The sequence below is a fragment of the Pantoea eucalypti genome (assembly GCF_009646115.1).
Classification (GTDB): Bacteria; Pseudomonadota; Gammaproteobacteria; order Enterobacterales; family Enterobacteriaceae; genus Pantoea; species Pantoea eucalypti.
The window spans coordinates 319,594-341,505 of record NZ_CP045720.1; the positions used below are offsets into that span (position 1 = coordinate 319,594).

Here is a 21,912-nt window from a genome sequence, read left to right on the forward strand (position 1 = left end):
CAGGATAGTCTGCCGGTCGCTTTGTTCGCTGGCATTGCGTCCGCGTGACTCTCGCCGTGTTAATCGTGACAGAGAGGAGGATCGGGATGTCTTTACTGTCGAAAGCACAGGCCCCTGACGCACAGGGCCGTATTCAGCATGTCACACCTGAGCGTGCTGGCTGGCGTTATGTAGGGTTTGATGCTTATCTGCTGAAGAAAGGGGAAACCCTGCGCCTCAACAGTGGTGATAAAGAGCTGTGTCTGGTGCTGGTGGCCGGGCTGGCCTCGGTGAAAACCCGCCATGCTGAGTTTCCCGGTATCGGTAAGCGCATGTCGCCTTTCGAACGCGTGCCGCCTTATTCCGTTTATGTGCCGCATGATGATGAAGTGGAAGTGTATGCAGACAGCGATCTTGAACTGGCGGTCTGTAACGCGCCCGGTCAGGGAAATCTGCCTGCACGACTGATTGCACCAGCGGATGTGGGTGTTGAGCATCGCGGAAAAGGGCGCAATCAGCGCCTGGTGCATAATATCCTGCCTGACACTGAACCGGCTGACAGCCTGCTGGTGGTTGAGGTTTATACCAACGAGGGCGATACCAGCTCGTATCCCAGCCACAAGCACGATCAGGAGGAGAGTGAAAACGAAACCTACCTGGAAGAGACCTACTATCACCGTTTCGATCCGGAGCCTGGCTTTGCCATGCAACGCGTCTACACCGACGACCGCTCACTGGATGTCTGCATGGCACCCTATAATCGCGACGTGGTGATGGTGCCGCGCGGCTATCATCCGGTGGCGACGCTGGCAGGTTACAACAACTACTATCTGAACGTGATGGCGGGGCCGGTGCGGTTGTGGAAATTCAGCTGGGAGAAAGATCACGCCTGGGTGAACAGCGACAGCTATCCGCGCAACGCGTAAATCACGGCGGTTTTATCAGGCGTGCATAGTGCGTGGATAGCCTCAAAAAGGGCAGCCGATTGGGCTGCCCTTTTTACTGTGCGGAACGCAGGTTACTGAGCGGAACTCTCGGCGTTGTTCAAAGCCAGTGACACCGCAAGCGTCTGTGCCAGGCAGAGTGAGGCAACCTGCGAACGGAAGCCATCGACCTGCGCTTCACGCACCACAAAGCAGACATCACTAAAGGCGGCCAGCGGGCTAACCTGACTGTCGGTAATAGCAATCTGATGCGCGCCACGTTTAGCACCCATTTCGACCACTTCGACCGCTTCACGCGCATAAGGCGAGTAGCTGATCGCAATCACCACATCTTTCGGGTTTACCAGGCTGAGCTGCTCAGTAAACATCCCGCCCAGGCCATCAATCAGAAACGCGCGACGCTCCAGGTGACGCAGCGCGTAAACCAGATAGGAGGCGACGCTAAAGGAGCGACGCAGGCCGATGACATAGATGTTCTCAGCCTCATTCAGCAGTTTCACTGCCTTGTTCAGCTGCTCAGGATTAACCTGCATCGCCAGTTGCTGCAACGCCTGGCTGTTCACCATCGTAAAGACGTTGAGGATCTCCGCTGGGCTTTCAGGGGCACTGGCGCTGTCGTCCGTTGAGGTCTGACGAAACAGGCGAGCGCGCTCGGTATAGTTGACCGTCTCCTCCATCAGGTGCTGACGAAAAACCTGTTTCATTTCGTTGAAACCGCTGAAGCCAAACGCATTCGCAAAACGGATCAGCGTCGACGGCGGCACATCGGCCTGCTGGGCAATCGAAGCGACGGTATCGAAAGCAATACTGTTACTGTTATCAAGGATGTAGCGCGCAACCTGTTTAAGACGCTTGCTCAGTGTTTCATAGCGGCGACGAATATCGTCCTGCAAGAGAGAAAGTTGGGTGGGATTATTGTTCATCACTTCTGCCCGTATAATTAGAATAATGGCTGCATAATGAGCGCTATATTACCAGATGGATGGAAAATTTCATTTCTTTGCGTTAACGGCGCAGTTTATTTCATGGCTTTATGAAATGGTTCACAGATTAGCTTTAGCGCCCGAGGCGTGACTCTTCGCGGGCAATGTCAGGCTGAAAACCGGGATGAAATGCCAGCAGGCTGGGAGGGTAACCAGTAAAAAACGCCATCCCGGTTGGGATAGCGTGATGAAAGAGTCTGTCTCTGCGTGCTATGAGTTCGCGCAGGCTCAGGTAACATGGTCAGATCGGAAAGTCGCTTAAGCCATCCATGGCCGCTCGGCCCGCCCCGTCCCTGGCGCGGGACGCTTTCCTCCTCTGACCATGTTACCTGCGCGTTGAGCTTATTTGTTGCTGCAACCTTCACCCTGCCTTGAGTAAGTCAGCCGTCTGAGGCCATCGCGGTTGAGACAGTCTATAGCAGAGCATGAAATCAGGCGCGGGCAGCACGCCAGTACTCAATCAGCCGCAGATAATTGCCTTTAACGGTCTCAATCAGCGCCTGATCGTCCAGTTCACCCTGCAGCCACTGGCGCGAAGGCTGACCAAAGATGGTGCGACCCACCGCAAAGCCTTTCACCCAGGGCGCGTTGGCCGCCGCGGCAAAGCCCGCTTTAAGCTTCTCTTCAGGCGCATCCAGACCGAGCAACAGAATGCCGCGACAGTGGGGATCCTGCTGCTCAATCAGCGTGCTGATCGCCTGCCAGCTTTCCGCGGACAGCGGTGGCAGTTTCCACCAGTCAGGCTGGATGCCCAGACTGTAGAAATGCGCCAGCATATTAAGGTAATAGGCTTCATTTTTATCCGGGTTGCTCTCCGGCAGAATCACTTCCAGCAGCAGCTCATGCCCGCTTTTGTTACAGCCATTCCAGACGTCGAGCACCACGTCATCCTGCTCTTTACGCAGTTCAGCACTGTCGTGAGGATGATAAAACACCAGACATTTCACGACGTGCTCGGCGGGCCAGTCGATCAGCTGCGAGCCAATGTTGCCATGCTCCAGGCGCAGCGGACGTGAGCTCGGCAGCTCAATCGGACGGCCAATCCACCAGTTCTTCCCGGTGATGGCATTCAGCGCTTTCTGACCATAGGTGGTATCCGCCAGAATACCGCTCTTATTCTCTAATCCCGCCTCTCTGGCGGCCTCCTGAGCGGCTTCCAGCAGCAGCAGTTTCAGCTGTGGAATACGGCTTTCATCCACGCCCGCTTCCTCCGCCATGTCCGCCAGTTGTTTGCGATGATCAAAAGCGAAAACGTTCAGCTCCGGCCACGCCTGCTTGCGGGTGGTCACGCGGTGCAGGTGGTTGAGACGACTGTCGAGATCGGGACGTTTCACCTCTTTGTCGCGGCTCAGGAAATCATCCAGTTCCGCTTTGGTTGGCATGGCCGGGGCACAGCCGTGGCGTGAAACCACCAGCGCCCCACAGGCGTTGGCGTAACGGCACGCCTGCTCCCAGCCTTCATCATTCAGCCAGCCGCGCAGCAGGCCAGACATAAAGGCATCACCCGCGCCCAGCACGTTGAGCACGTCAACGCGCACGCCGGTGTGCAGCTGAGTCTCTTCCCAGCTATCCGGGATATCCCCTTCAAATACCACGCAACCCAGCGGACCGCGTTTGCAGACAAGCGTTGCCAGGCTCGCCTTGCGAACGTTCTTCAGAGCAGTCAGGGTATCGGTGCTGCCACCGGCAATGTGAAACTCCTCTTCGGTGCCGACGATCAAATCGAAATAGTGCACCACTTCCTGCAACTGTTGCGTAACCTGGGAAGACTCAATGAAACGCGTTTCACCATCACCCAGAGAGGTCAGCCCCCACAATACCGGGCGATAATCAATATCCAGCGCCGTTCGCAGACCGTTGCGGCGGGCGATATCCAGCGCTTTCAGCACAGCTTCACGGGTTTGTGGATGCGATAAGTGAGTACCGGTTACCGCTACCGCGCGGGAAGAGGTAATAAAGGTTTCATCAATATCTTCCGGCACCAGCCCCATGTCAGCGCAGTTATCACGGTAGAAAATCAGCGGAAAAGTCTCTTCGTCTTTGATGCCCAGGATCACCAGAGCCGTCAGACGCCGCGGATCGGTGATCAGCGCATCGGTATTACAGCCGACGCGCTGCAACGCTTCACGCAGAAAGCGACCATTATGCTCATCTCCCACCCGCGCCAGCATCGCTGATTTCAGCCCCTGAATCGCGGTGCCATAGGCGACGTTGCCTGAGGAACCGCCCAGATATTTCGCAAAGGAGGTGACATCTTCCAGCCGCGCTCCAATTTGCTGGCCATAAAAATCAACGGCAATTCGCCCGATACAAATCACATCAAGCGGCTTCTGTTGTGTACTCATACCTGTGGTTTCCTCTTGTGATTAGCAGGGCTGGCGGGCGAAAAGGTCGACGCTATATTCGCTCTGCATCCGGGTCTGTGGGTGTCTGACTGACAATGGGAGAATTATGAGGAATAAAAATTCCATATTCAATACGAAATGAAATATCCATCGCAATTTTGTGAACCAGGTAAAACTCCTGATTCTCTTCCGTCTGCGCAGTCTTCGTCGGCACGATGTCCGGTATGCCAGGGTTGTGAAGGGGATCGCAGGAATCCGCACGCCAGTCAGGCATGCTGCTGCATTGAAATAAATTTTTTCATCATGTGCCACTCTCTTTTAAACGTTCCAGATTTCCCCTCTGCAATCCCCCGTCAGACCTGAAGCCGCCATTAAATTTGATCTCACTCGCAAAATGAAATGTTTCTTCTGTAATCGTGTTTTATGAAAAAAATATTTGTTTATAATCGCCTCACGTTTCAGTTATTCCGGTCGCCTTTTCCGCCCAAGACAACGCCTGGCGTGCTGTCGCGGAAGTCGGGGTCCACCAGCATGTAAGGAAGAATATGAGCACTATCAGACTGACCACGGCACAGGCGCTGGTTAAATTTCTGGATAATCAATTCATTGATGTCGATGGCGTTGAAACGAAGTTCGTCAAAGGTATCTTCGCGATCTTCGGCCATGGCAACGTGCTGGGGCTGGGCCAGGCGCTGGAACAGGATAGCGGCGATCTGATGGTTTATCAGGGCCGTAATGAGCAGGGCATGGCCCATGCTGCCACCGGCTTTGCCCGCCAGTCACTGCGCCGTCAGATTATCGCCTGCAGTTCATCCGTGGGGCCTGGTGCGGCGAATATGATCACTGCCGCCGCGACGGCGACAGCTAACCGCATTCCGCTGCTGCTGCTGCCCGGCGACGTCTTCGCTACCCGCCAGCCCGATCCCGTACTGCAACAGATTGAGCAGAGCTACGACCTCAGCATCAGCACCAACGACGCCTTCCGCGCCGTCAGCAAATACTGGGATCGCGTCAGCCGCCCGGAGCAACTGATGTCCGCCTGTATCAATGCCATGCGCGTACTCACCGATCCGGCTGAAACCGGCGCGGTCACGCTCTCTCTTCCGCAGGATGTGCAGGGCGAAGCCTGGGATTATCCGGACTACTTCTTCCAGAAACGTGTGCACCGTCTGGATCGCCGTCTGCCGGTGGCGGCGCAGCTGGCAGATGCCCTGACGCTGATTAATCGTAAGCGCAAGCCGATGATTATCTGCGGCGGCGGTGTGAAATACTCCGAAGCGGGCGAGGCGCTGCGCCAGTTTGCTGAGCGTTATCAGATTCCCTTTGCCGAGACGCAGGCGGGCAAAGGCACGCTGGTTTCTGACCATCCGCTGAACGTCGGCGGCGTGGGTGAAACCGGCTGTCTGGCCGCTAACCTGCTGGCAAAAGAGGCCGATTTAGTGATCGGCATCGGCACCCGCTACACCGATTTCACTACTGCATCGAAATGGATTTTCCAGCATCCCGATGTCAGCTTCCTGAACATCAATGTCAGCAACTTCGACAGCTACAAGCTGGATGGCGTGCAGCTGCTGGCCGATGCCCGCGAAGGGCTGACCGCGCTCACTGCCGCGCTGGCCTCACAGCACTACAGCAACGACTGGGGCAACCAGATTGAGCAGGCGCAGAGTCAGCTGTTGAAAGAGACGCAGCGCGTCTACCAGGTGGAATATCACGATGGCGACTTTGTGCCGGAGATTGCTGACCATCTCGACCGCGAAGCGGTGTTCGCTGAATTTAACCGCCTGACCCAGTCGCTGCTGACGCAAAGCAGCGTACTCGGCACGCTGAACGAGCAACTGCCAAAAGATGCGGTGGTCGTGGCAGCGGCAGGCAGTCTGCCGGGTGACCTGCAGCGCGTCTGGCGCACCAAAGATTACAACGCCTACCACGTTGAATATGGCTACTCCTGCATGGGCTATGAAGTGAATGCCGCGCTGGGTGTGAAGCTGGCGCAACCGCAGCGCGAGGTCTATGCGCTGGTCGGTGATGGCTCCTTTATGATGCTGCACTCAGAGCTGGTCACCTCGATTCAGGAAGGGGCGAAAATTAACGTGGTGCTGCTGGATAACATGACCAACGGCTGCATCAATAACCTGCAGATGGAACACGGCATGGACAGCTTCACCACCGAGTTCCGCTTCCGTAACCCGGAAGGCGGCAAGCTGGACGGCGGTTTTATCCCGGTCGATTTCGCCGCGATTGCTGCCGGTTATGGCTGCAAAACCTATCGTGTCACCACGCTGGAGCAGCTCAAAGCGGCGCTGGAAGATGCCCGCACCCAGACGGTTTCCACCCTTATCGACATCAAAGTGCTGCCTAAAACCATGATCCACAAATATTTCAGCTGGTGGCATGTCGGTGTGGCGCAGGCGTCGAAGACCGAACGCGCTCAGGCGGTGGCGGACAAGCTCAACAGCCATCTGGATCAGGCGCGCAAATATTAATTTCCGGGCCGTGCTGCGGCCCGTTTTCCTCTTCTCCGTACGAACCCTACACAGGTGTAATTATGACTTTGAAACTTGGTGTCATCGGTACAGGTGCAATTGGTCAGGAACATATTCGCCGCTGCAGCCATGTGCTGCAGGGTGCCCAGGTGGTTGCCGTCTCTGACATCAATGTCGAAGGCGCGCGTGCTGCACTGCAGCGCCTGAACATTGAGGCGGAGGTGTTCGAAAATGGCCACGATGTGATTCAGTCACCGAATGTTGATGCGGTGCTGGTCACCTCATGGGATCCAACCCATGAAGAGTTCACCTTAGCGGCGATTGCCGCCGGTAAACCGGTGTTCTGTGAGAAGCCGCTGGCGATGAGCGCCGAGGGCTGCCGCCGGGTGGTGGATGCAGAGATCCAGGCCGGTAAACGCCTGGTGCAGGTCGGCTTTATGCGTCCTTACGATGCGGGCTATCGCGCCCTGAAAAAAGTGATTACCGATGGCGATATCGGTGAGCCGCTGATGCTGCACTGCGCGCACCGCAACCCGACCGTGCCAGAGAACTACACCACGCCGATGGCGATCACCAACACCCTCATCCACGAGCTGGATGTGCTGCGCTGGCTGACAAACGACGACTATAAAACCGTGCAGGTCATCTTCCCGCGCGTGACGTCGAAGTCGCATGGTCAGCTGAAAGATCCGCAGATCGTCCTGTTCGAAACCCACAAAGGGGTGCGTATCGACGTTGAGATTTTTGTTAACTGCGCTTACGGCTATGACATTCAGTGTGAAGTGGTCGGTGAAGAGGGGATTGCTCGTCTGCCGGAGCCTTCATCAGTACAGCTGCGCAAAGATGCGCGCCTGTCGAACACCATTCTGGTGGACTGGAAAGATCGCTTTATCGAAGCGTATGACGTTGAGCTGCAGGCGTTTATCAACGACATCAAAGCGGGCCAGCTTACCGGACCTTCTGCATGGGATGGCTTTGCCGCCTCCGTGGCCGCCGATGCCTGTATCAAAGCGCAGAACAGTGGTGCGATTGAGCCGGTAGAGATGCCGCCACGTCCTGCTTTCTATAACTGATTCAGCTGTCTATGCGGCCTGGCCGCTCTCCGCCTGGGAATGAGAAAATGAACAAAGAGAACGTAAAACTGGCTATCGCGCCGATCGGCTGGACCAACGATGACATGCCGGATCTCGGCAGTGAAAATACTTTCCAGCAGACCGTGAGTGAGATGGCGCTGGCTGGCTTTACCGGCAGCGAAGTGGGCAGCAAATACCCGCGCGATCCGGCGATTCTGAAACCGATGCTCGACATTCGCGGCATCCAGATCTGCAACGCCTGGTTCAGCACCTTTTTCGCCAACGGTGACAAAGAGAAAACCATCGAACAGTTCATCGAGCACATGAACTTCCTGCATGCGATGGGCGCGCGGGTGATCGGCTGTTCTGAGCAGAGTAAAAGTATTCAGGGCACCGGGCTTGCGGTGTTTGAAGAGAAAGCGATTTTCAGCGATGAAGAGTGGCAGTTAACGGCAGAAGGCTACAACGAACTCGCCCGCATTGCAGCGGAGAAAGGGATGCGCGTGACGCTGCATCACCACATGGGTACTGGCATTCAGACCACGGAAGAGATTGACCGGTTTATGGCGATGACTGACGAGCAGGTGGGTTTGCTCTATGACACTGGCCACGTCTACTACTCCGAAGGCTCCCAGCAGAAGATGCTGGCGGTACTGGAAAAATATCTGCCGCGCATCTTCCACGTTCATCTCAAGGATGTGCGTGATGAGGTGGTCGCTGAGGTGCGGGAGAATCATCTCTCATTCCTGGAAGGCGTGAAAAAGGGCACCTTTACCGTGCCTGGCGATGGCGTGATCGACTTCAAACCGGTGTTTAAAATTCTGGATGATTACGGCTACAAAGGCTGGATGGTGGTGGAAGCGGAGCAGGATCCGGCGCTGGCCAATCCTTTTGAATATGCCGTGAAAGCGCGGAAATATATCCGGGAAAATACAGGTTTATAATCTGCTCTGAATAAAGGCTGGCTTCCCCGTGGGAAGCCAGCCTTTTGTTTTACTTCAGCGTAATGCTTTTCACAATGTTGTCTGCATCGCTCTGCGCCTGCTGCTGATTATCGCCTGGCAGCGTAATCTGCAGTGTCACCAGCTTGCCATCGACTTTAGCCAGCACCACAGAAGACCATGAGGTCTGATTGTTGGCAGAAATCACCGTATCCAGCTGCTGTGCGGGCTGATCTTTCAGCGTCACAGATTTGTTCGACACCACCTGCAGCTGCGGGTCGCGGTTACGCTGCTGCTGTTCCATGCGCTTCGACAGCACATCCAGCCCATCACTGGTCGGGTCGCCGGCAATCACAATGATGGCGCGGGCACCGGTTTCATCTGCGTAAACGTGCATGTTCGTGGTCTGCGAACCCAGTTTACCGCTTTTATCTGACATGCCTGGTGGCAGTGAGAAGCTCAGTTTGCCATCCATCAGCGTGACAGTCTGCGCCGACTGACTGGCGCTGACGCCGTTGTCATTCGCCGCTTCATCTTTCTTCTGGTCACAGGCGGCTAAGCCCAATACCAGTAAACCCATTCCTACATATTTCACCAGATTGCGCATCAGAATCCCTTTTTAAGTTTCCAGTCAGGCAGTAATACAACAGGAATCAGGCTGCAAACGCAACCTGATGATTGTCAGAAGATCTTAGCGGGTAATGGCGGAAATGGTATGGGCTCTTAGCGCCTGGCCAATCAGACTATTTTTTTGTCATTCTGAACCTGGGCAGTGCTCACACAGGCTGCTTTAGCAACCTGAACGCCCGTCAGGGCGGCCCTGAAGGGGCGAGCGCAGCGAGTAATCCTCACGAACTACGTGTACTACGGATTGTTCCGCGCTGTCCGTGTCCAGACTGCCTGCAACAATAACGTCTGATAAACCCGGCTCAGCCGAAATTGACCTGGCGGGCGGTCTGGCGTTCCGCCAGACGCTTCAGCGCGGCGTTGAGCAGTACGCCGTAGGCGGGCAGGAAGAAGACCATGCAGATAAGCACTTTGAAGCTGTAATCCACCAGTGCAATCTCAACCCAGTGCTGCGCCATAAAGGCATCAGGACTTTTGTAGAAGGCGATGAAGAAGAAGGCCAGCGTATCGCTGATATTTCCCAGGAACATGGCACAGCCGGGTGCTATCCACCACTGTGGCAGACGACGCAGACGGTTGAATACATGAACGTCGAGGATCTGACCCAGCGCGTAAGCCATGAAGCTGGCGCAGGCGATACGGGCAACAAAGAGATTCATGACTTCCAGTGCCTGCCAGCCCTGCCATTCACCCTGATAAAACAGTGCCGAAACGCCGTAAGAGATAAACAGCGCCGGGATCATCACAGCCAGAATAATGCGTCGGGCCAGCGGTGCGCCAAAAATACGCACGGTGAGATCGGTCGCCAGGAAGATAAAGGGAAAGCTGAATGCACCCCAGGTGGTGTGGAAGCCAAAGACAGAAATTGGCAGCTGTACCAGATAGTTACTTGATGTGATCACCAGCAGGTGAAACAGCGACAACCAGAAAAGCGCATGCATGCGCTGACGTGAAGAAAATGCGAGCATATTCAACCTTTTTATTGTTGGGGTGAGGGAACCCATTGCGGGACGCCGTTCGGGCAGCGCCTGGCAGTTTTATGAGCAAAAAGCGGCGGCATCTTACCGCGTTGTGCTTTTTATGCAATGGTTAATTTTAACGCAATCGTTATCGCCTTGCTTCACCGCCAGCACGCGCTAGAATAGGCGCCCTTTTGCTGAACCGAGTTGATTATGAGCGATGCTTTTTCCTCTGCCGATCATCAGCTGGATGCCCGTGGCCTGCGTTGCCCGGAGCCGGTGATGATGGTGCGCAAAACCGTACGCGGCCTGCAGGATGGCGAGACGTTGCTGATTATCGCCGACGATCCGGCGACGACGCGCGACATTCCCGGCTTCTGCCGCTTTATGGAACATGGCCTGCTGGCGCAGCAGACCGACACGCTGCCTTATCAGTTTCTGATTCGTAAAGGCATGGCGGGTTAACGACAGCCGTTCGGGCCGTCGTTAACTTTACTCATCGATCAGAAGCCTCACACTCAGGCGCGACGACGCAGTAACCGCAAGGCGTTGGCAGTGACCAGCGCGGTCGCACCGGAATCTGCCAGCACCGCCAGCCACAGTCCGGTCAGGCCCATCAGGGTAGTGACCAGGAAAATCGCCTTCAGACCCAGCGCAATACCGATATTCTGGCGGATGATGCGCCGTGTCCGGCGTGCCAGCGCAATCATCGGGGCCAGATTGCTGAGCTGATTTCGCGTCAGGGCCGCATCGGCCGCTTCCAGCGCGACATCAGTGCCGCTACCCATGGCAATGCCCAGCGTCGCCGCTTTCATCGCCGGGGCGTCGTTAATACCATCTCCGACCATCGCCAGCGGCTGCTGCTGACTCAGTTCACGGATGGCCGCCACCTTATCGGCGGGCAGCAGGCTGGCGCGATAATCGATATCGAGCTGGCGGGCAATGGTTGCTGCGGCGCGAGGATTGTCACCCGTCAGCATCAGGCTCTCAATGCCCAGCTTTTTCAGCGCCTTTAACGCCTCCACGGCGTCGTCGCGCAGTTGATCGCGCAGGGCCAGCGCACCCAGCGCTTCGCCATCGCGCATCAGCACTACCAGCGTTTCACCTTCGGCTTCCTGTTGCGCTATCTGCGCATTTTGCTTCGGCGTCAGACCGGGAGCATGGCCTGGCGTCAGCAGCTGAATCTGCTGGCCTGAGACCTGCGCACGGATACCACGTCCGGCCTGCACCTGCTGATCCTGCGCGTCAGGAGTCACCAGCTCACGCGCCTGCGCGGCCGCCACGATAGCGCTGGCCAGTGGATGGGTCGCACCCTGTTCCGCAGCGGCGCTCAGCGCCAGCATCTCTGATTCGCTGGCCTCGCCAAATCGCAGGATCTGCGTCAGTTGTGGCTTGCCCAGCGTCAGTGTGCCGGTTTTATCAAACGCCATTCTGCGCAGCGAACTCAGCCGCTCCAGCGCCGCACCGCCTTTAATCAGCGCGCCCTGTCGCGCCGCCGCCGCCAGCCCGGAGGTAATCGCGGCGGGCGTGGAGATCACCAGCGCACAGGGGCAGCCAATCAGCAGCAGCGTCAGACCTTTGTAGATCCACGGCTGCCAGTCGCCTGCGAAAAGCAGGGGCGGCACCACCATCACCAGCAGCGACAGTAGCATCACCAGTGGCGTATAGAAGCGACTGAACTGATCGATAAAGCGTTCTACCGGCGCACGGTGCGTTTCCGCCTCTTCAATCAGCTGCAGGATACGGTCAATCGCGCTTTCACCCGGCTTCGACACCACTTCCAGCATTACCTGCCGATCCACGCTGGTGGCGCCGGCGAGAATCTTTTCGCCGCTGGCCCGCGTGACCGGTAATGATTCTCCGGTCAGCGCGCTCTCATCGAAACTGGCAAGCGGGCTGATTAAACGGCCGTCGACCGGCAGGCGGCTGCCCGCCGCGACTTCAATCACATCGCCGGGTTGCAGCGCCGCCAGCGGTACTTCACGACGTTTGCCCTGTTCAAGGCGAATAGCCGACTCAGGCCGCAAGGCCATCAGGCTGGTGACGCCGCTGCGCGCCCTGGAAGCGGCATAGCTTTCCAGCTGTTCGCCCAGTTGAAACAGCACCAGCACCATCGCGGCTTCAGCGTGCGCGCCAATAATCAGCGCACCGGCTGACGCCAGTGTCATTAATGTCTCAATGGTAAAAGGCGATCCGCTGCGAATGCGCTGCCATGCACCGCGCGCGACCGGGATCAGGCCGACCAGCGTGGTCAGCACAAACAGCCGATCGCCCCAGGCGGGCGCGAACTGGCTGACGACGCTGCTGACGAGTACCAGCAATGCCAGCAAAATCAGCATCCGGTTCTGTTGCCAGCCCGGAGTGGCTGCCGTGGCGGGTGACGAGGCTGATGGAATGGCGAGCTGAAAACCGGCTTTTTTCACCGCCTGTTCAACGGCGTTTTGCACATCCTGATCGGCGTTGACGACCAGCTTTTCGCTGCTGAACAGCACGCGGGCGTCGGTCACGCCTTTTACCTGACGGACGGCGGTTTCAATGGTGCGGGCGCAGCTCGGGCAATCCATCCCGCTGACCTGCCAGCTAAAGGGCCAGGAGCCTCGCCGGTCACTTTCCTCAGCGGCGTCGGCGTCATTGCCAGGGCTGCTGTTACTGTCACAGCAACAGCCCGCTGTATCCGCCGTTACGGGTGTAGCAGCATGAATAGAAAGGGAGAGGGGACGGGCCTGACGAACCTGGCACAGCGGTTTCGCTGCGGCGTGGCTGGCACGCGGTTTGCCGCAGCCACAGGCGTGATGTTGATGCATATGACCTCCAGAGTGTAAAAAAAAGCGGGATGAGCAACCCGGCTCATCCCGCTATCCTACACTCTGGAGTGAACTCCAGAGTCAAGGCTATTTTCTCAGACGACCCACAATGAGCGCACGATCATAAAATGACCGGCAAAGTAGCAGGCGGCGACGATCGCGCTGTCAGCGGTGAAGCGACGGCGATAGTGCGAGATAAACCAGACGGCGTTTGCCAGCAGCAGCAGGCCGGCACCGACCATGATAGAGAAGCTGTAATCGGTTGGACGGAAGAAGTACTGCTCGGTCGCTATCCAGGTCATCACCAGCGTCATGCCGATAAACGTACAGACAGGCCAGCGAAGATCTTCCAGTCGGCTCCAGATGATGCCAGTAAGGGCGGCACCGATAATGAGCAACGTTAGCGGAATCGGCCAGAAGAAGGTCATGGTCATGCTGGCGGCGAAGCAGAGCGTATAAAGCAGGTGCGACAGGAAGAAAGCCCCGACGGCATAGAGCATCTGCTGACGCGGCAGCAGCGTTAACGCATCACCGACCAGTGTCGCGACCAGACCGGCCAGAATCAGGTAGTCCGTGGTCTGCAGCACCGGCGCCTGCCAGGCCAGCCCGACAAGCAGCAGCAGTGTGACCGGTTTAAACAGCCAGCGTTGCCACTGAGGGCCGCGATAGGTGGCGTCGACATAGAGCCAGCCGGAGAAAAGTACAGCGAGGAAAGACCAGAGCATTGTTTCTCCCTTTTTTACTCAAAGTGGTGAAAGATCCCAAAATATCCCTTCCAGTTTAGGTTAAGCCCCTGAGATGTGACAATCGGTCAACTCTGGTTGTATGCTTTACCGCCTGATTAATTTTCCCCGCAGGCACAAGAGCACTATGAGCAAACCGCCGCTAATCTTTATCATTGTCCTGGCGATAATCGCCGTGCTGGCGACCCGTCAGTTCATTAAGCAACGCCGTGAAGTGGCGGTCAATGATGCCTCACCGGTGCGTTCTCTGCAGGCCGAGGTCAAAACTAAACGTGAATTTCCTTCTCCCAATCGCCGTTCACGGCAGCGTGAGGTGATCGCCGGAGAAGAGATGCGGTATGAGGTGCTGTTTCATCCACTGAACGGGGCCAGCGACATCAAGGTGCAGCTGAAGGAGGCGGAATATCATCAGCTGGATAAAGGCGCGAGAGGCGAGCTGAAGATGCAGGGCACGCGCTTTATCAGCTTCACGCCCCTGCAGTAACGGGCGGGCATAGCGCCCGCACGACACTATTTCTTGCGTGGGAAGTTTTTCTTCTGCCAGGCGACCAGTTCGAACACCCCGAACAGAAACACTTTGGCCTGGGTGACGCGGTCAATTGGCGGCGCATCTTTGGTCTGCGTGGTGCGCAGTAAAACCAGCTGCAGGCCATGCATCAGGATCATGAAAATCAGCGCAACGTTGATAAAATACGTCAGCGGTTTCGGGTAGGGATGAACCAGATTAGCCAGTAAAAATCCCCACACGCATAGCATCAACAGACGCCCCAAATTAAGTAACATCCTGCGTCTCCTGTTGACGTTGATACAAACGATAAGCCACTTGTCCGGCTATTTTCTCGCGATAAAGATCCCACTCGGGCGGCACCGGCGGTGCGCCATTTTCCACTTCACTTTCGACGTAAATCAGTGCCTGGTCGGCCAGCCAGTGATTCTGCTCCAGCAACTGCAACGTCTGCTCCAGCAATCCCTGACGAAACGGCGGATCAATAAACACCACATCGAACGGGGTACCCGGCTGTGCCAGCCAGTTTAACGCATTGGTCTGAATCACAGTGCCATTGCTCGCGCGCAGCGTCTGCAGATTTTTTGTCAGCTGTTGTGCCACAGGCCGTTCCAGCTCCAGTAGCGTAGCCGATCCCGCGTAACGCGATAGCGCCTCCAGTCCTAATGCACCGCTACCGGCAAAGCAGTCGAGGCATCGCGCCTCTGGCAGCACCGGGGCCAGCCAGTTAAACAGTGTCTCACGCACCCGATCGGTGGTCGGGCGGAGTCCGGCACTGTCCGGCACCGGCAATTTACGTCCGCGCCACTGGCCGCCAATGATGCGAATCTGCCCGGCACCGCCTGTACTGCGGGGGTTTTTATTCATCTTGCTCACAACTCGTCATAATTTGTTGCGTAGTTTAACGGGCGAATCGGTGAGAAGAAACGTTAAAAAAGGGTGCTGTGGTGAGCTGGCTGGAAAGTGTTAGACTACTGAGTTGCTGAAGTCATGCATTATTCTGCGGTTTACGCCGGTCTGGCGCTGACCGACTTTCATTGATTTACCCCTGGAAACCACGCGCGACCGGGACAAAGCCATCGAGGAGTGTCGTCACACAATGGCAAAAGAGAAAAAACGTGGCTTTTTTTCCTGGCTGGGATTTGGCAAAGAGGAAGAGAAACAACCTGTAGCGGAGGAGCAGACACACGAGGTCGCAGAACCCGCACAGCAGCAGACTGAACAGGAAGCGCCGGCATTAAGCCAGGCTGAAGCGCAAGCGGAAGAGACTGTCGCTATCACCGAAACGGTGGCCGAACAGCAGCGTGAGGCGGACGTCACCGCGGCTGCGCCGCACGAATCAGCACCGGCGGTGCTGGATGAGGCTGAGCCGATTGAGGCCGATCCTGAAGCATTACTGGACGTCTCCGCACCTGAACATGACGCGACGCCGGTTATCGATGCCGACGACGTGGTCACGCCGATCGCGGACGACGCATCAGCAGACGCGCCGTTAAGCGAAGAAGAGCTGACCGCGCTGGCGCTGGGCGACGCTCCGATCATTGAAATCCCGGACGCATCAGCAGACGCGCCATTAAGCGACGAAGAGCTGACTGCGCTGGCACTGGGCGACGCCCCGATCGTTGAAACGCCACACAGTGAAGCAGACGCGCCATTAAACGACGAAGGGCTGGCCGCGCTGGCACGGGATGACGCACCCACCGCTGAAATCTCTCACAGTGAAGCGGAATCACCGCTGACCGAAGAAGAGCTGACCGCGCTGGCACTGGGCGAAGCCGACGTCACTGACGCGGAACCGGCAGACACATTATCCGACACCGTCAGCGATCTTCCGCTGGCCGCCGCGCCACTCATCGTGCAGGAGCAGGAACGTCCCAGCAAAGAGGGCTTCTTTGCCCGCCTGAAGCGCAGCCTGGTCAAAACCCGTCAGAACCTCGGTTCCGGTTTTATCAGTCTGTTCCGTGGCAAAAAGATTGATGATGACCTGTTTGATGAGCTGGAAGAGCAGCTGCTGATTGCGGATGTCGGTGTGGATACCACGCGCCGCATCATTACCCATCTTACTCAGCAGGCAAACCGCAAGCAGCTGCGTGACGCCGAAGCGCTCTACGGCCTGCTGAAAGCGGAAATGGCCTCGATTCTGGCAAAAGTGGATGCGCCACTGGAAGTCTCAGGCAAAACGCCGTTTGTCATCCTGATGGTTGGCGTCAATGGCGTGGGTAAAACTACGACCATCGGTAAGCTGGCGCGCCAGTATCAGGCCGAAGGCAAAACGGTGATGTTAGCGGCTGGTGATACCTTCCGTGCAGCGGCGGTTGAGCAGCTGCAGGTGTGGGGCCAGCGTAATAACATTCCTGTGATTGCTCAGCACACGGGTGCAGATTCGGCGTCGGTGATCTTCGATGCCATTCAGGCAGCGAAATCGCGCGGCGTTGACGTGCTGATTGCTGATACGGCCGGTCGTCTGCAGAACAAATCGCACCTGATGGAAGAGCTGAAGAAAATCACCCGCGTGATGAAAAAACTGGATGATTCAGCGCCACACGAAGTAATGCTGACGCTGGATGCCAGCACCGGACAGAATGCGGTCAGCCAGGCCCGACTGTTTAACGAAGCGGTTGGCGTGACCGGTATCGCGCTCACCAAGCTGGATGGCACCGCTAAAGGCGGCGTCATCTTCTCGGTGGCCGATCAGTTCGGTATTCCGATTCGCTACATCGGCGTCGGTGAAGGCATTGAAGATTTACGGCCGTTTAAGGCGGAAGATTTTATTGAGGCATTGTTTGCCCGAGAGGACTAATTAGGATGATTCGCTTTGAAGAGGTCAGTAAGGCATATCTCGGCGGACGTCAGGCGCTACAGGGAGTAGATTTCCGTCTGCGTCCTGGCGAAATGGCGTTTCTGACCGGCCACTCCGGTGCCGGTAAAAGTACCTTGCTGAAGCTGATTTGTGGCATTGAGCGCCCGAGTGCCGGAAAAATCTGGTTCAGCGGCCATGACATTTCCCGCCTGCGCAACAGTGAGGTGCCTTTCCTGCGTCGTCAGATTGGCATGATCTTCCAGGATCACCACCTGCTGATGGATCGCTCTGTTTACGACAATGTGGCCATCCCACTGATTATTTCCGGTGCCAGCGGCGAAGATATCCGTCGTCGCGTCTCGGCGGCGCTGGATAAAGTCGGCCTGCTCGACAAAGCGAAAAGTTATCCGATTCAGCTTTCGGGTGGTGAACAGCAGCGTGTGGGCATCGCCCGGGCGGTGGTGAACAAGCCAGCCGTGCTGCTGGCAGATGAACCGACCGGTAACCTTGATGACGCGCTGTCAGAAGACATTCTGCGCCTGTTCGAAGAGTTTAACCGCGTTGGCGTCACCGTTCTGATGGCAACGCATGACAGCGGCCTGATCGCCCGGCGTAATTACCGGATGATGACGCTGAATCAGGGACGTCTGCACGGAGGCCACGATGGTCAATAAACGCATTAAACGTCCGGCTGCACCGAAAGCGAAGCAGCCATCGAAGAGTAAAGCGCTGAAGGGCGGCTGGCAGGAGCAGTGGCGCTATGCACTGCGTGGTACGCTCTCAGACATGTGGCGTCAGCCGCTGGCCACGCTGCTGACGGTGATGGTTATTGCCATCTCCCTGACGCTGCCCAGCGTCTGCTACATGGTGTGGAAAAACGTTAGCCAGGCGGCCACGCAATGGTATCCGGCGCCGCAGTTAACCGTTTATCTCTCCAAAACGCTTGATGACACGGCAGCAGAAAACGTCGTGGCGCAGCTCAAGCAGGTCGAAGGCGTGGATAACGTTAACTACCTGACACGGGAAGAGGCGCTGAATGAGTTCCGCAACTGGTCAGGCTTTGGCGGCGCAATGGATATGCTGGAGCAGAATCCGCTGCCTGCGGTAGCCATCATTACGCCGAAACTCAATTTCCAGAACTCTGACACCATGCAGAGCCTGCGCGATCGGGTCACCAAAGTGCAGGGCGTGGATGAAGTGCGGATGGATGACAGCTGGTTTGCGCGGCTGGCCGCACTGACCGGACTGGTGGGGCAAATCGCGTCGATGATTGGTGTGCTGATGATCGTGGCGGTGTTCCTGGTGATCGGTAACAGTGTTCGTCTCAGTATCTTTGCCCGACGCGACACGATTAACGTGCAGAAGCTGATTGGTGCGACTGACGGCTTTATCCTGCGTCCTTTCCTCTACGGCGGGGCGCTGCTGGGGTTCAGCGGCGCGGTGCTGTCGCTGCTGCTGTCGGAAGTGCTGGTGCTGCGTCTCCAGTCTGTCGTCGCCAGTGTGGCGACCGTATTTGGTACCACTTTCTCGCTGGAAGGCTTCTCCTGGGATGAGGCGCTGCTGCTGTTACTGATTGCAGCAATCATCGGCTGGGTGGCTGCGTGGCTGGCAACGGTACAACATTTACGTCGATTTACGCCGCAGTAAACGCCTGCAACATTTTTTTGTTATAATGGTCCTCTGCTACCGATGGTGGGTGCAGAGGATTTCTCCCTCTTCCCTTCCTGTCATCTGTGTGTAAAATATTCACCGCTATAATTGAACTTGTGGATAACTTTAGCACTCTAAGTAGCACAGATTGCTTTCGGATTTCGCGCGACGTTGACGTAATGTATCGTCTGCGCAGGGAAATGTGCGGCAATTCCACTAAATTTGTGAGGGTTTGAATGACCAAAGAAATGCAAACTTTAGCTATTGCTCCTCTTGGCAACCTGGAGTCTTACGTCCGGGCTGCGAATACCTGGCCGATGCTCTCGGCTGAAGAGGAAAAAGCGTTGGCTGAACGGCTGCATTACCAGGGCGATCTGGAAGCAGCAAAGACGCTGATCCTGTCTCACCTACGCTTTGTAGTTCATATCGCTCGTAATTACTCCGGCTACGGTCTGCCACAGGCTGACCTGGTCCAGGAAGGCAACATCGGTCTGATGAAAGCGGTGCGTCGCTTCAATCCTGAAGTGGGCGTGCGTCTGGTTTCATTTGCCGTGCACTGGATTAAAGCGGAGATTCACGAATACGTGCTGCGTAACTGGCGTATCGTGAAAGTCGCGACCACCAAAGCACAGCGTAAGCTGTTCTTTAACCTGCGTAAAACCAAGCAGCGTCTGGGCTGGTTCAATCAGGACGAAGTCGAGATGGTTGCGCGTGAGCTGGGCGTAAGCAGCAAAGATGTGCGTGAAATGGAATCGCGTATGGCCGCGCAGGACATGACCTTTGATATGTCTGCCGACGATGAGAGCAGCGAAGGCCGTTCGATGGCGCCGGTGCTTTATCTCCAGGATAAAACCTCTGACTTTGCTGACGGCATTGAAGAGGATAACTGGGACGCGCATGCCGCTGACAAGCTGAGCTATGCGATGGAAGGTCTGGATGAGCGCAGTCAGCACATCATTCGCGCCCGCTGGCTGGATGAAGACAACAAAACCACGCTACAGGAGCTGGCCGATCAATACGGCGTATCAGCGGAACGTGTCCGGCAGCTGGAAAAGAACGCCATGAAGAAACTGCGTATGGCGATCGAAGCGTAACGCACTTCGACACCTCAAGGGGCGACAGATGATGTCGCCCTTTTTGTTTTCTGCGTCAGGCTACTCTACCGCCAGTATCCACCCATCACTCTGAGCCCTGAAACCACACGCCTGCATAAATGCCGCCCGCACCTGCTGATCGTCACTGCCATCATCGGCAATCCACCAGTCTGATATCGACCCGTTCTGCCTGATCGTCTCCTCAAGCAAATATTGTCCCACACCGCGTCGCCGGGTGACATCGCGCACCGTCAGCCGGTGGACCTTGCCATGCATCCCTGAGATTTCCAGCTGCAGACCCGCCAGCAGCCGATCGTTAAAGCGTGCGGCATAAAGACGATGACGCTCATCCAGGTGCTGCTCCAGTTTTTCAATCTCCAGATCCGGCCAGACTTTGCCCAGATCGATGCGGTCCTGCGCGGTCAGCGTGGTTAAACGCTGAATAGTGAGCTTCATAACAAAAACCTCTGTAATAGGGGAAAGTGCAGCGAAAGTATACAACCAGAGTGCCACCACATTTTCATCAATAAAACAGGTCAAAAGATGGCCTGGATGCCAGGATGATAGTTGTAAACAGGGAAATCAGACGATCAATCCAGCACAACGCGCTGGCAAAATGGTGAAAAACCGGCCATTGCCTCCAGTGTATTATGCTGTTTCACTCAGTCAATTCTGAATATGTCAGTTGATTTAAAGAAGAAAATTCCTGTTTAATAACCTGAAAAATAAAGCCTTATTATCAAAAAATACCGGAAAAGTGCGCTAAGCCATTCATAAACATCATTTTTCGGCTTTATCCGGTAGCAACAGCAAACCACAACTCACAGTCACAACAAGATGGGGAAGTCCGCATGAAAATGAGTAAAGGCCGCGCATTACTGGCGGGTTGCGTTGCGCTGGCAATGAGCCACGCCGCCCTGGCTGCCGACATTAAAATCGCTATCGTTGGTGCCGTAACTGGCCCGGTCGCGCAGTACGGTGATATGCAGTTCACTGGTGCCGCGCAGGCGATTAAGGACATTAACGCCAAAGGCGGCATAAACGGCAACAAGCTGGTCGGCGTAGAGTATGACGATGCCTGCGATCCGAAACAGGCCGTGGCGGTGGCAAACAAGGTTGTTAACGACGGCATTAAATACGTTATCGGCCATCTTTGCTCCTCTTCTACCCAGCCTGCGTCCGACATCTATAACGATGAAGGTGTGCTGATGATTACCCCGGCAGCCACGGCACCGGAGCTGACGGCACGCGGTTACGAAACCATTATGCGTACAACCGGCCTGGACTCCGATCAGGGCCCGACTGCCGCGAACTATATTCTTGATCAGATCAAGCCTAAGCGTATCGCCGTGGTGCATGACAAGCAGCAGTATGGTCAGGGTCTGGCGGAATCAGTACAGAAAACGCTGAAAGCGAAAGGCGGCAACGTGGTGCTGTTTGAAGGCATCACTGCAGGCGATAAAGATTTCTCTACGCTGATTACGCGCCTGAAGAAAGAGAACGTCGACTTCGTTTATTACGGTGGCTACTACCCGGAAATGGGTCAGATTCTGCGTCAGGCGAAAGCGGCTGGCCTGAAAGCGGGCTTTATGGGACCGGAAGGCGTGGGTAACGCTTCACTCTCCAATATCGCGGGTGATGCATCAGAAGGTATCTATGTGACGCTGCCGAAGCGCTACGACCAGTTGCCGGAGAACAAGGCGATTGTTGAGGCCATCAAAACCAACAGCGCACAGAATCGCAAGGATCCGACCGGCCCGTTCGTCTGGACCACTTATGCGGCAATCCAGTCGCTGGTAGCGGGTATCGAACGCAGTAAGAGCGACGAGCCAGACGCGATCGCGAAAAACCTGAAAACCGGTGAGCCGGTACCAACAGTGATGGGCAACCTGAGCTGGGATCAGAAAGGCGATCTGAAAGGCTTCGAGTTCGGCGTATTCAAATGGCACAAAGACGGTTCGTCTACCGCAGTTAAGTAA

The 21,912-nt window shown here is 56.2% G+C and carries 20 protein-coding genes; 11 read left to right on the top strand and 9 right to left on the bottom strand.

Translation table 11 applies throughout. From position 1 onward, the window contains the following. Positions 1 to 86 precede the first annotated feature (86 nt). Positions 87 to 905: a 5-deoxy-glucuronate isomerase gene (iolB, locus tag EE896_RS01470; protein WP_039660847.1), complete on the top strand. Its 819-nt coding sequence runs from the start codon at positions 87 to 89 to the stop codon at positions 903 to 905. Between the two features lie 92 nt (positions 906 to 997). Here iolB and EE896_RS01475 read toward each other — a convergent pair whose 3' ends face one another. Beyond that, entirely contained in the window at positions 998 to 1,846 is an 849-nt protein-coding gene (locus EE896_RS01475) for a MurR/RpiR family transcriptional regulator (RefSeq protein ID WP_003852174.1), read from the bottom strand. Between the two features lie 491 nt (positions 1,847 to 2,337). Further along, a complete protein-coding gene (locus EE896_RS01480) occupies positions 2,338 to 4,251 on the bottom strand; it encodes a bifunctional 5-dehydro-2-deoxygluconokinase/5-dehydro-2-deoxyphosphogluconate aldolase (protein WP_033762672.1) in 1,914 nt (637 codons plus the stop codon). A 545-nt stretch (positions 4,252 to 4,796) separates the two neighbouring features. Here EE896_RS01480 and iolD point away from each other — a divergent pair. The 3 genes from iolD to iolE all read left to right on the top strand — a co-directional run bounded on the left by iolD (position 4,797) and on the right by iolE (position 8,754). Next, positions 4,797 to 6,737, top strand: coding sequence for a 3D-(3,5/4)-trihydroxycyclohexane-1,2-dione acylhydrolase (decyclizing) (gene iolD, locus EE896_RS01485; RefSeq protein WP_008926298.1), 1,941 nt, complete (start codon positions 4,797 to 4,799; stop codon positions 6,735 to 6,737). 62 nt (positions 6,738 to 6,799) lie between these two features. Then, complete coding sequence (iolG, locus tag EE896_RS01490; RefSeq protein ID WP_003852177.1) at positions 6,800 to 7,810, top strand: bifunctional inositol 2-dehydrogenase/D-chiro-inositol 1-dehydrogenase; 1,011 nt, start codon at positions 6,800 to 6,802, stop codon at positions 7,808 to 7,810. Between the two features lie 47 nt (positions 7,811 to 7,857). Continuing rightward, positions 7,858 to 8,754: a myo-inosose-2 dehydratase gene (gene iolE, locus EE896_RS01495; protein ID WP_140916348.1), complete on the top strand. Its 897-nt coding sequence runs from the start codon at positions 7,858 to 7,860 to the stop codon at positions 8,752 to 8,754. A gap of 49 nt (positions 8,755 to 8,803) precedes the next feature. On the opposite strand, the gene EE896_RS01500 is transcribed toward iolE, so the two are convergent. Further along, positions 8,804 to 9,358 carry a DcrB family lipoprotein gene (locus EE896_RS01500; protein ID WP_003852180.1) on the bottom strand — a complete coding sequence of 185 codons (555 nt, stop codon included), beginning with the start codon at positions 9,356 to 9,358 and terminating at the stop codon, positions 8,804 to 8,806. 322 nt (positions 9,359 to 9,680) lie between these two features. Then, the gene (locus EE896_RS01505; RefSeq protein ID WP_003852182.1) at positions 9,681 to 10,346 is read right to left on the bottom strand and encodes a 7-cyano-7-deazaguanine/7-aminomethyl-7-deazaguanine transporter; all 666 of its coding nucleotides are present in this window, start codon (positions 10,344 to 10,346) and stop codon (positions 9,681 to 9,683) included. A gap of 204 nt (positions 10,347 to 10,550) precedes the next feature. On the opposite strand from EE896_RS01505, the gene tusA reads away from it, so the two are divergent. Continuing rightward, on the top strand, positions 10,551 to 10,802 hold the full coding sequence (gene tusA, locus EE896_RS01510) for a sulfurtransferase TusA (RefSeq protein WP_003852184.1): 252 nt from the start codon (positions 10,551 to 10,553) through the stop codon (positions 10,800 to 10,802). Between the two features lie 53 nt (positions 10,803 to 10,855). On the opposite strand, the gene EE896_RS01515 is transcribed toward tusA, so the two are convergent. After that, positions 10,856 to 13,141: a zinc/cadmium/mercury/lead-transporting ATPase gene (locus EE896_RS01515; protein ID WP_140916350.1), complete on the bottom strand. Its 2,286-nt coding sequence runs from the start codon at positions 13,139 to 13,141 to the stop codon at positions 10,856 to 10,858. A gap of 95 nt (positions 13,142 to 13,236) precedes the next feature. Further along, complete coding sequence (locus EE896_RS01520; RefSeq protein ID WP_003852187.1) at positions 13,237 to 13,866, bottom strand: lysoplasmalogenase; 630 nt, start codon at positions 13,864 to 13,866, stop codon at positions 13,237 to 13,239. Positions 13,867 to 14,011: 145 nt separating this feature from the next. On the opposite strand from EE896_RS01520, the gene EE896_RS01525 reads away from it, so the two are divergent. Then, positions 14,012 to 14,368, top strand: coding sequence for a DUF2500 domain-containing protein (locus EE896_RS01525; RefSeq protein ID WP_039660845.1), 357 nt, complete (start codon positions 14,012 to 14,014; stop codon positions 14,366 to 14,368). 26 nt (positions 14,369 to 14,394) lie between these two features. On the opposite strand, the gene EE896_RS01530 is transcribed toward EE896_RS01525, so the two are convergent. Together EE896_RS01530 and rsmD are read right to left on the bottom strand one after the other, a co-directional pair. Continuing rightward, on the bottom strand, positions 14,395 to 14,667 hold the full coding sequence (locus tag EE896_RS01530; protein ID WP_003852192.1) for a DUF1145 family protein: 273 nt from the start codon (positions 14,665 to 14,667) through the stop codon (positions 14,395 to 14,397). After that, the gene (gene rsmD / locus EE896_RS01535) at positions 14,657 to 15,256 is read right to left on the bottom strand and encodes a 16S rRNA (guanine(966)-N(2))-methyltransferase (protein ID WP_003852194.1); all 600 of its coding nucleotides are present in this window, start codon (positions 15,254 to 15,256) and stop codon (positions 14,657 to 14,659) included. The genes EE896_RS01530 and rsmD overlap by 11 nt, the downstream gene beginning before the upstream one ends. Positions 15,257 to 15,488: 232 nt before the next feature. Between rsmD and ftsY the strand changes: the two genes are divergently transcribed. From ftsY to rpoH, 4 genes are all read left to right on the top strand, one after another. Then, positions 15,489 to 17,189, top strand: a complete 1,701-nt coding sequence (ftsY, locus tag EE896_RS01540; protein WP_140034151.1) for a signal recognition particle-docking protein FtsY — start codon at positions 15,489 to 15,491, stop codon at positions 17,187 to 17,189. Positions 17,190 to 17,194: 5 nt separating this feature from the next. Then, on the top strand, positions 17,195 to 17,863 hold the full coding sequence (ftsE, locus tag EE896_RS01545; protein ID WP_003852197.1) for a cell division ATP-binding protein FtsE: 669 nt from the start codon (positions 17,195 to 17,197) through the stop codon (positions 17,861 to 17,863). Then, positions 17,853 to 18,836 carry a permease-like cell division protein FtsX gene (gene ftsX, locus EE896_RS01550; RefSeq protein ID WP_003852199.1) on the top strand — a complete coding sequence of 328 codons (984 nt, stop codon included), beginning with the start codon at positions 17,853 to 17,855 and terminating at the stop codon, positions 18,834 to 18,836. Before ftsE ends, ftsX begins: the two co-directional genes overlap by 11 nt. A gap of 239 nt (positions 18,837 to 19,075) precedes the next feature. Next, entirely contained in the window at positions 19,076 to 19,933 is an 858-nt protein-coding gene (rpoH, locus tag EE896_RS01555) for an RNA polymerase sigma factor RpoH (protein ID WP_003852201.1), read from the top strand. Positions 19,934 to 19,993: 60 nt separating this feature from the next. Here the strand turns inward: rpoH and panM are convergent, their stop codons facing one another. Next, entirely contained in the window at positions 19,994 to 20,389 is a 396-nt protein-coding gene (panM, locus tag EE896_RS01560; RefSeq protein ID WP_008926293.1) for an aspartate 1-decarboxylase autocleavage activator PanM, read from the bottom strand. A 395-nt stretch (positions 20,390 to 20,784) separates the two neighbouring features. Between panM and EE896_RS01565 the strand changes: the two genes are divergently transcribed. Further along, positions 20,785 to 21,912 (top strand): branched-chain amino acid ABC transporter substrate-binding protein, encoded by a 1,128-nt coding sequence (locus EE896_RS01565; protein ID WP_003852205.1) that lies wholly within the window; start codon positions 20,785 to 20,787, stop codon positions 21,910 to 21,912.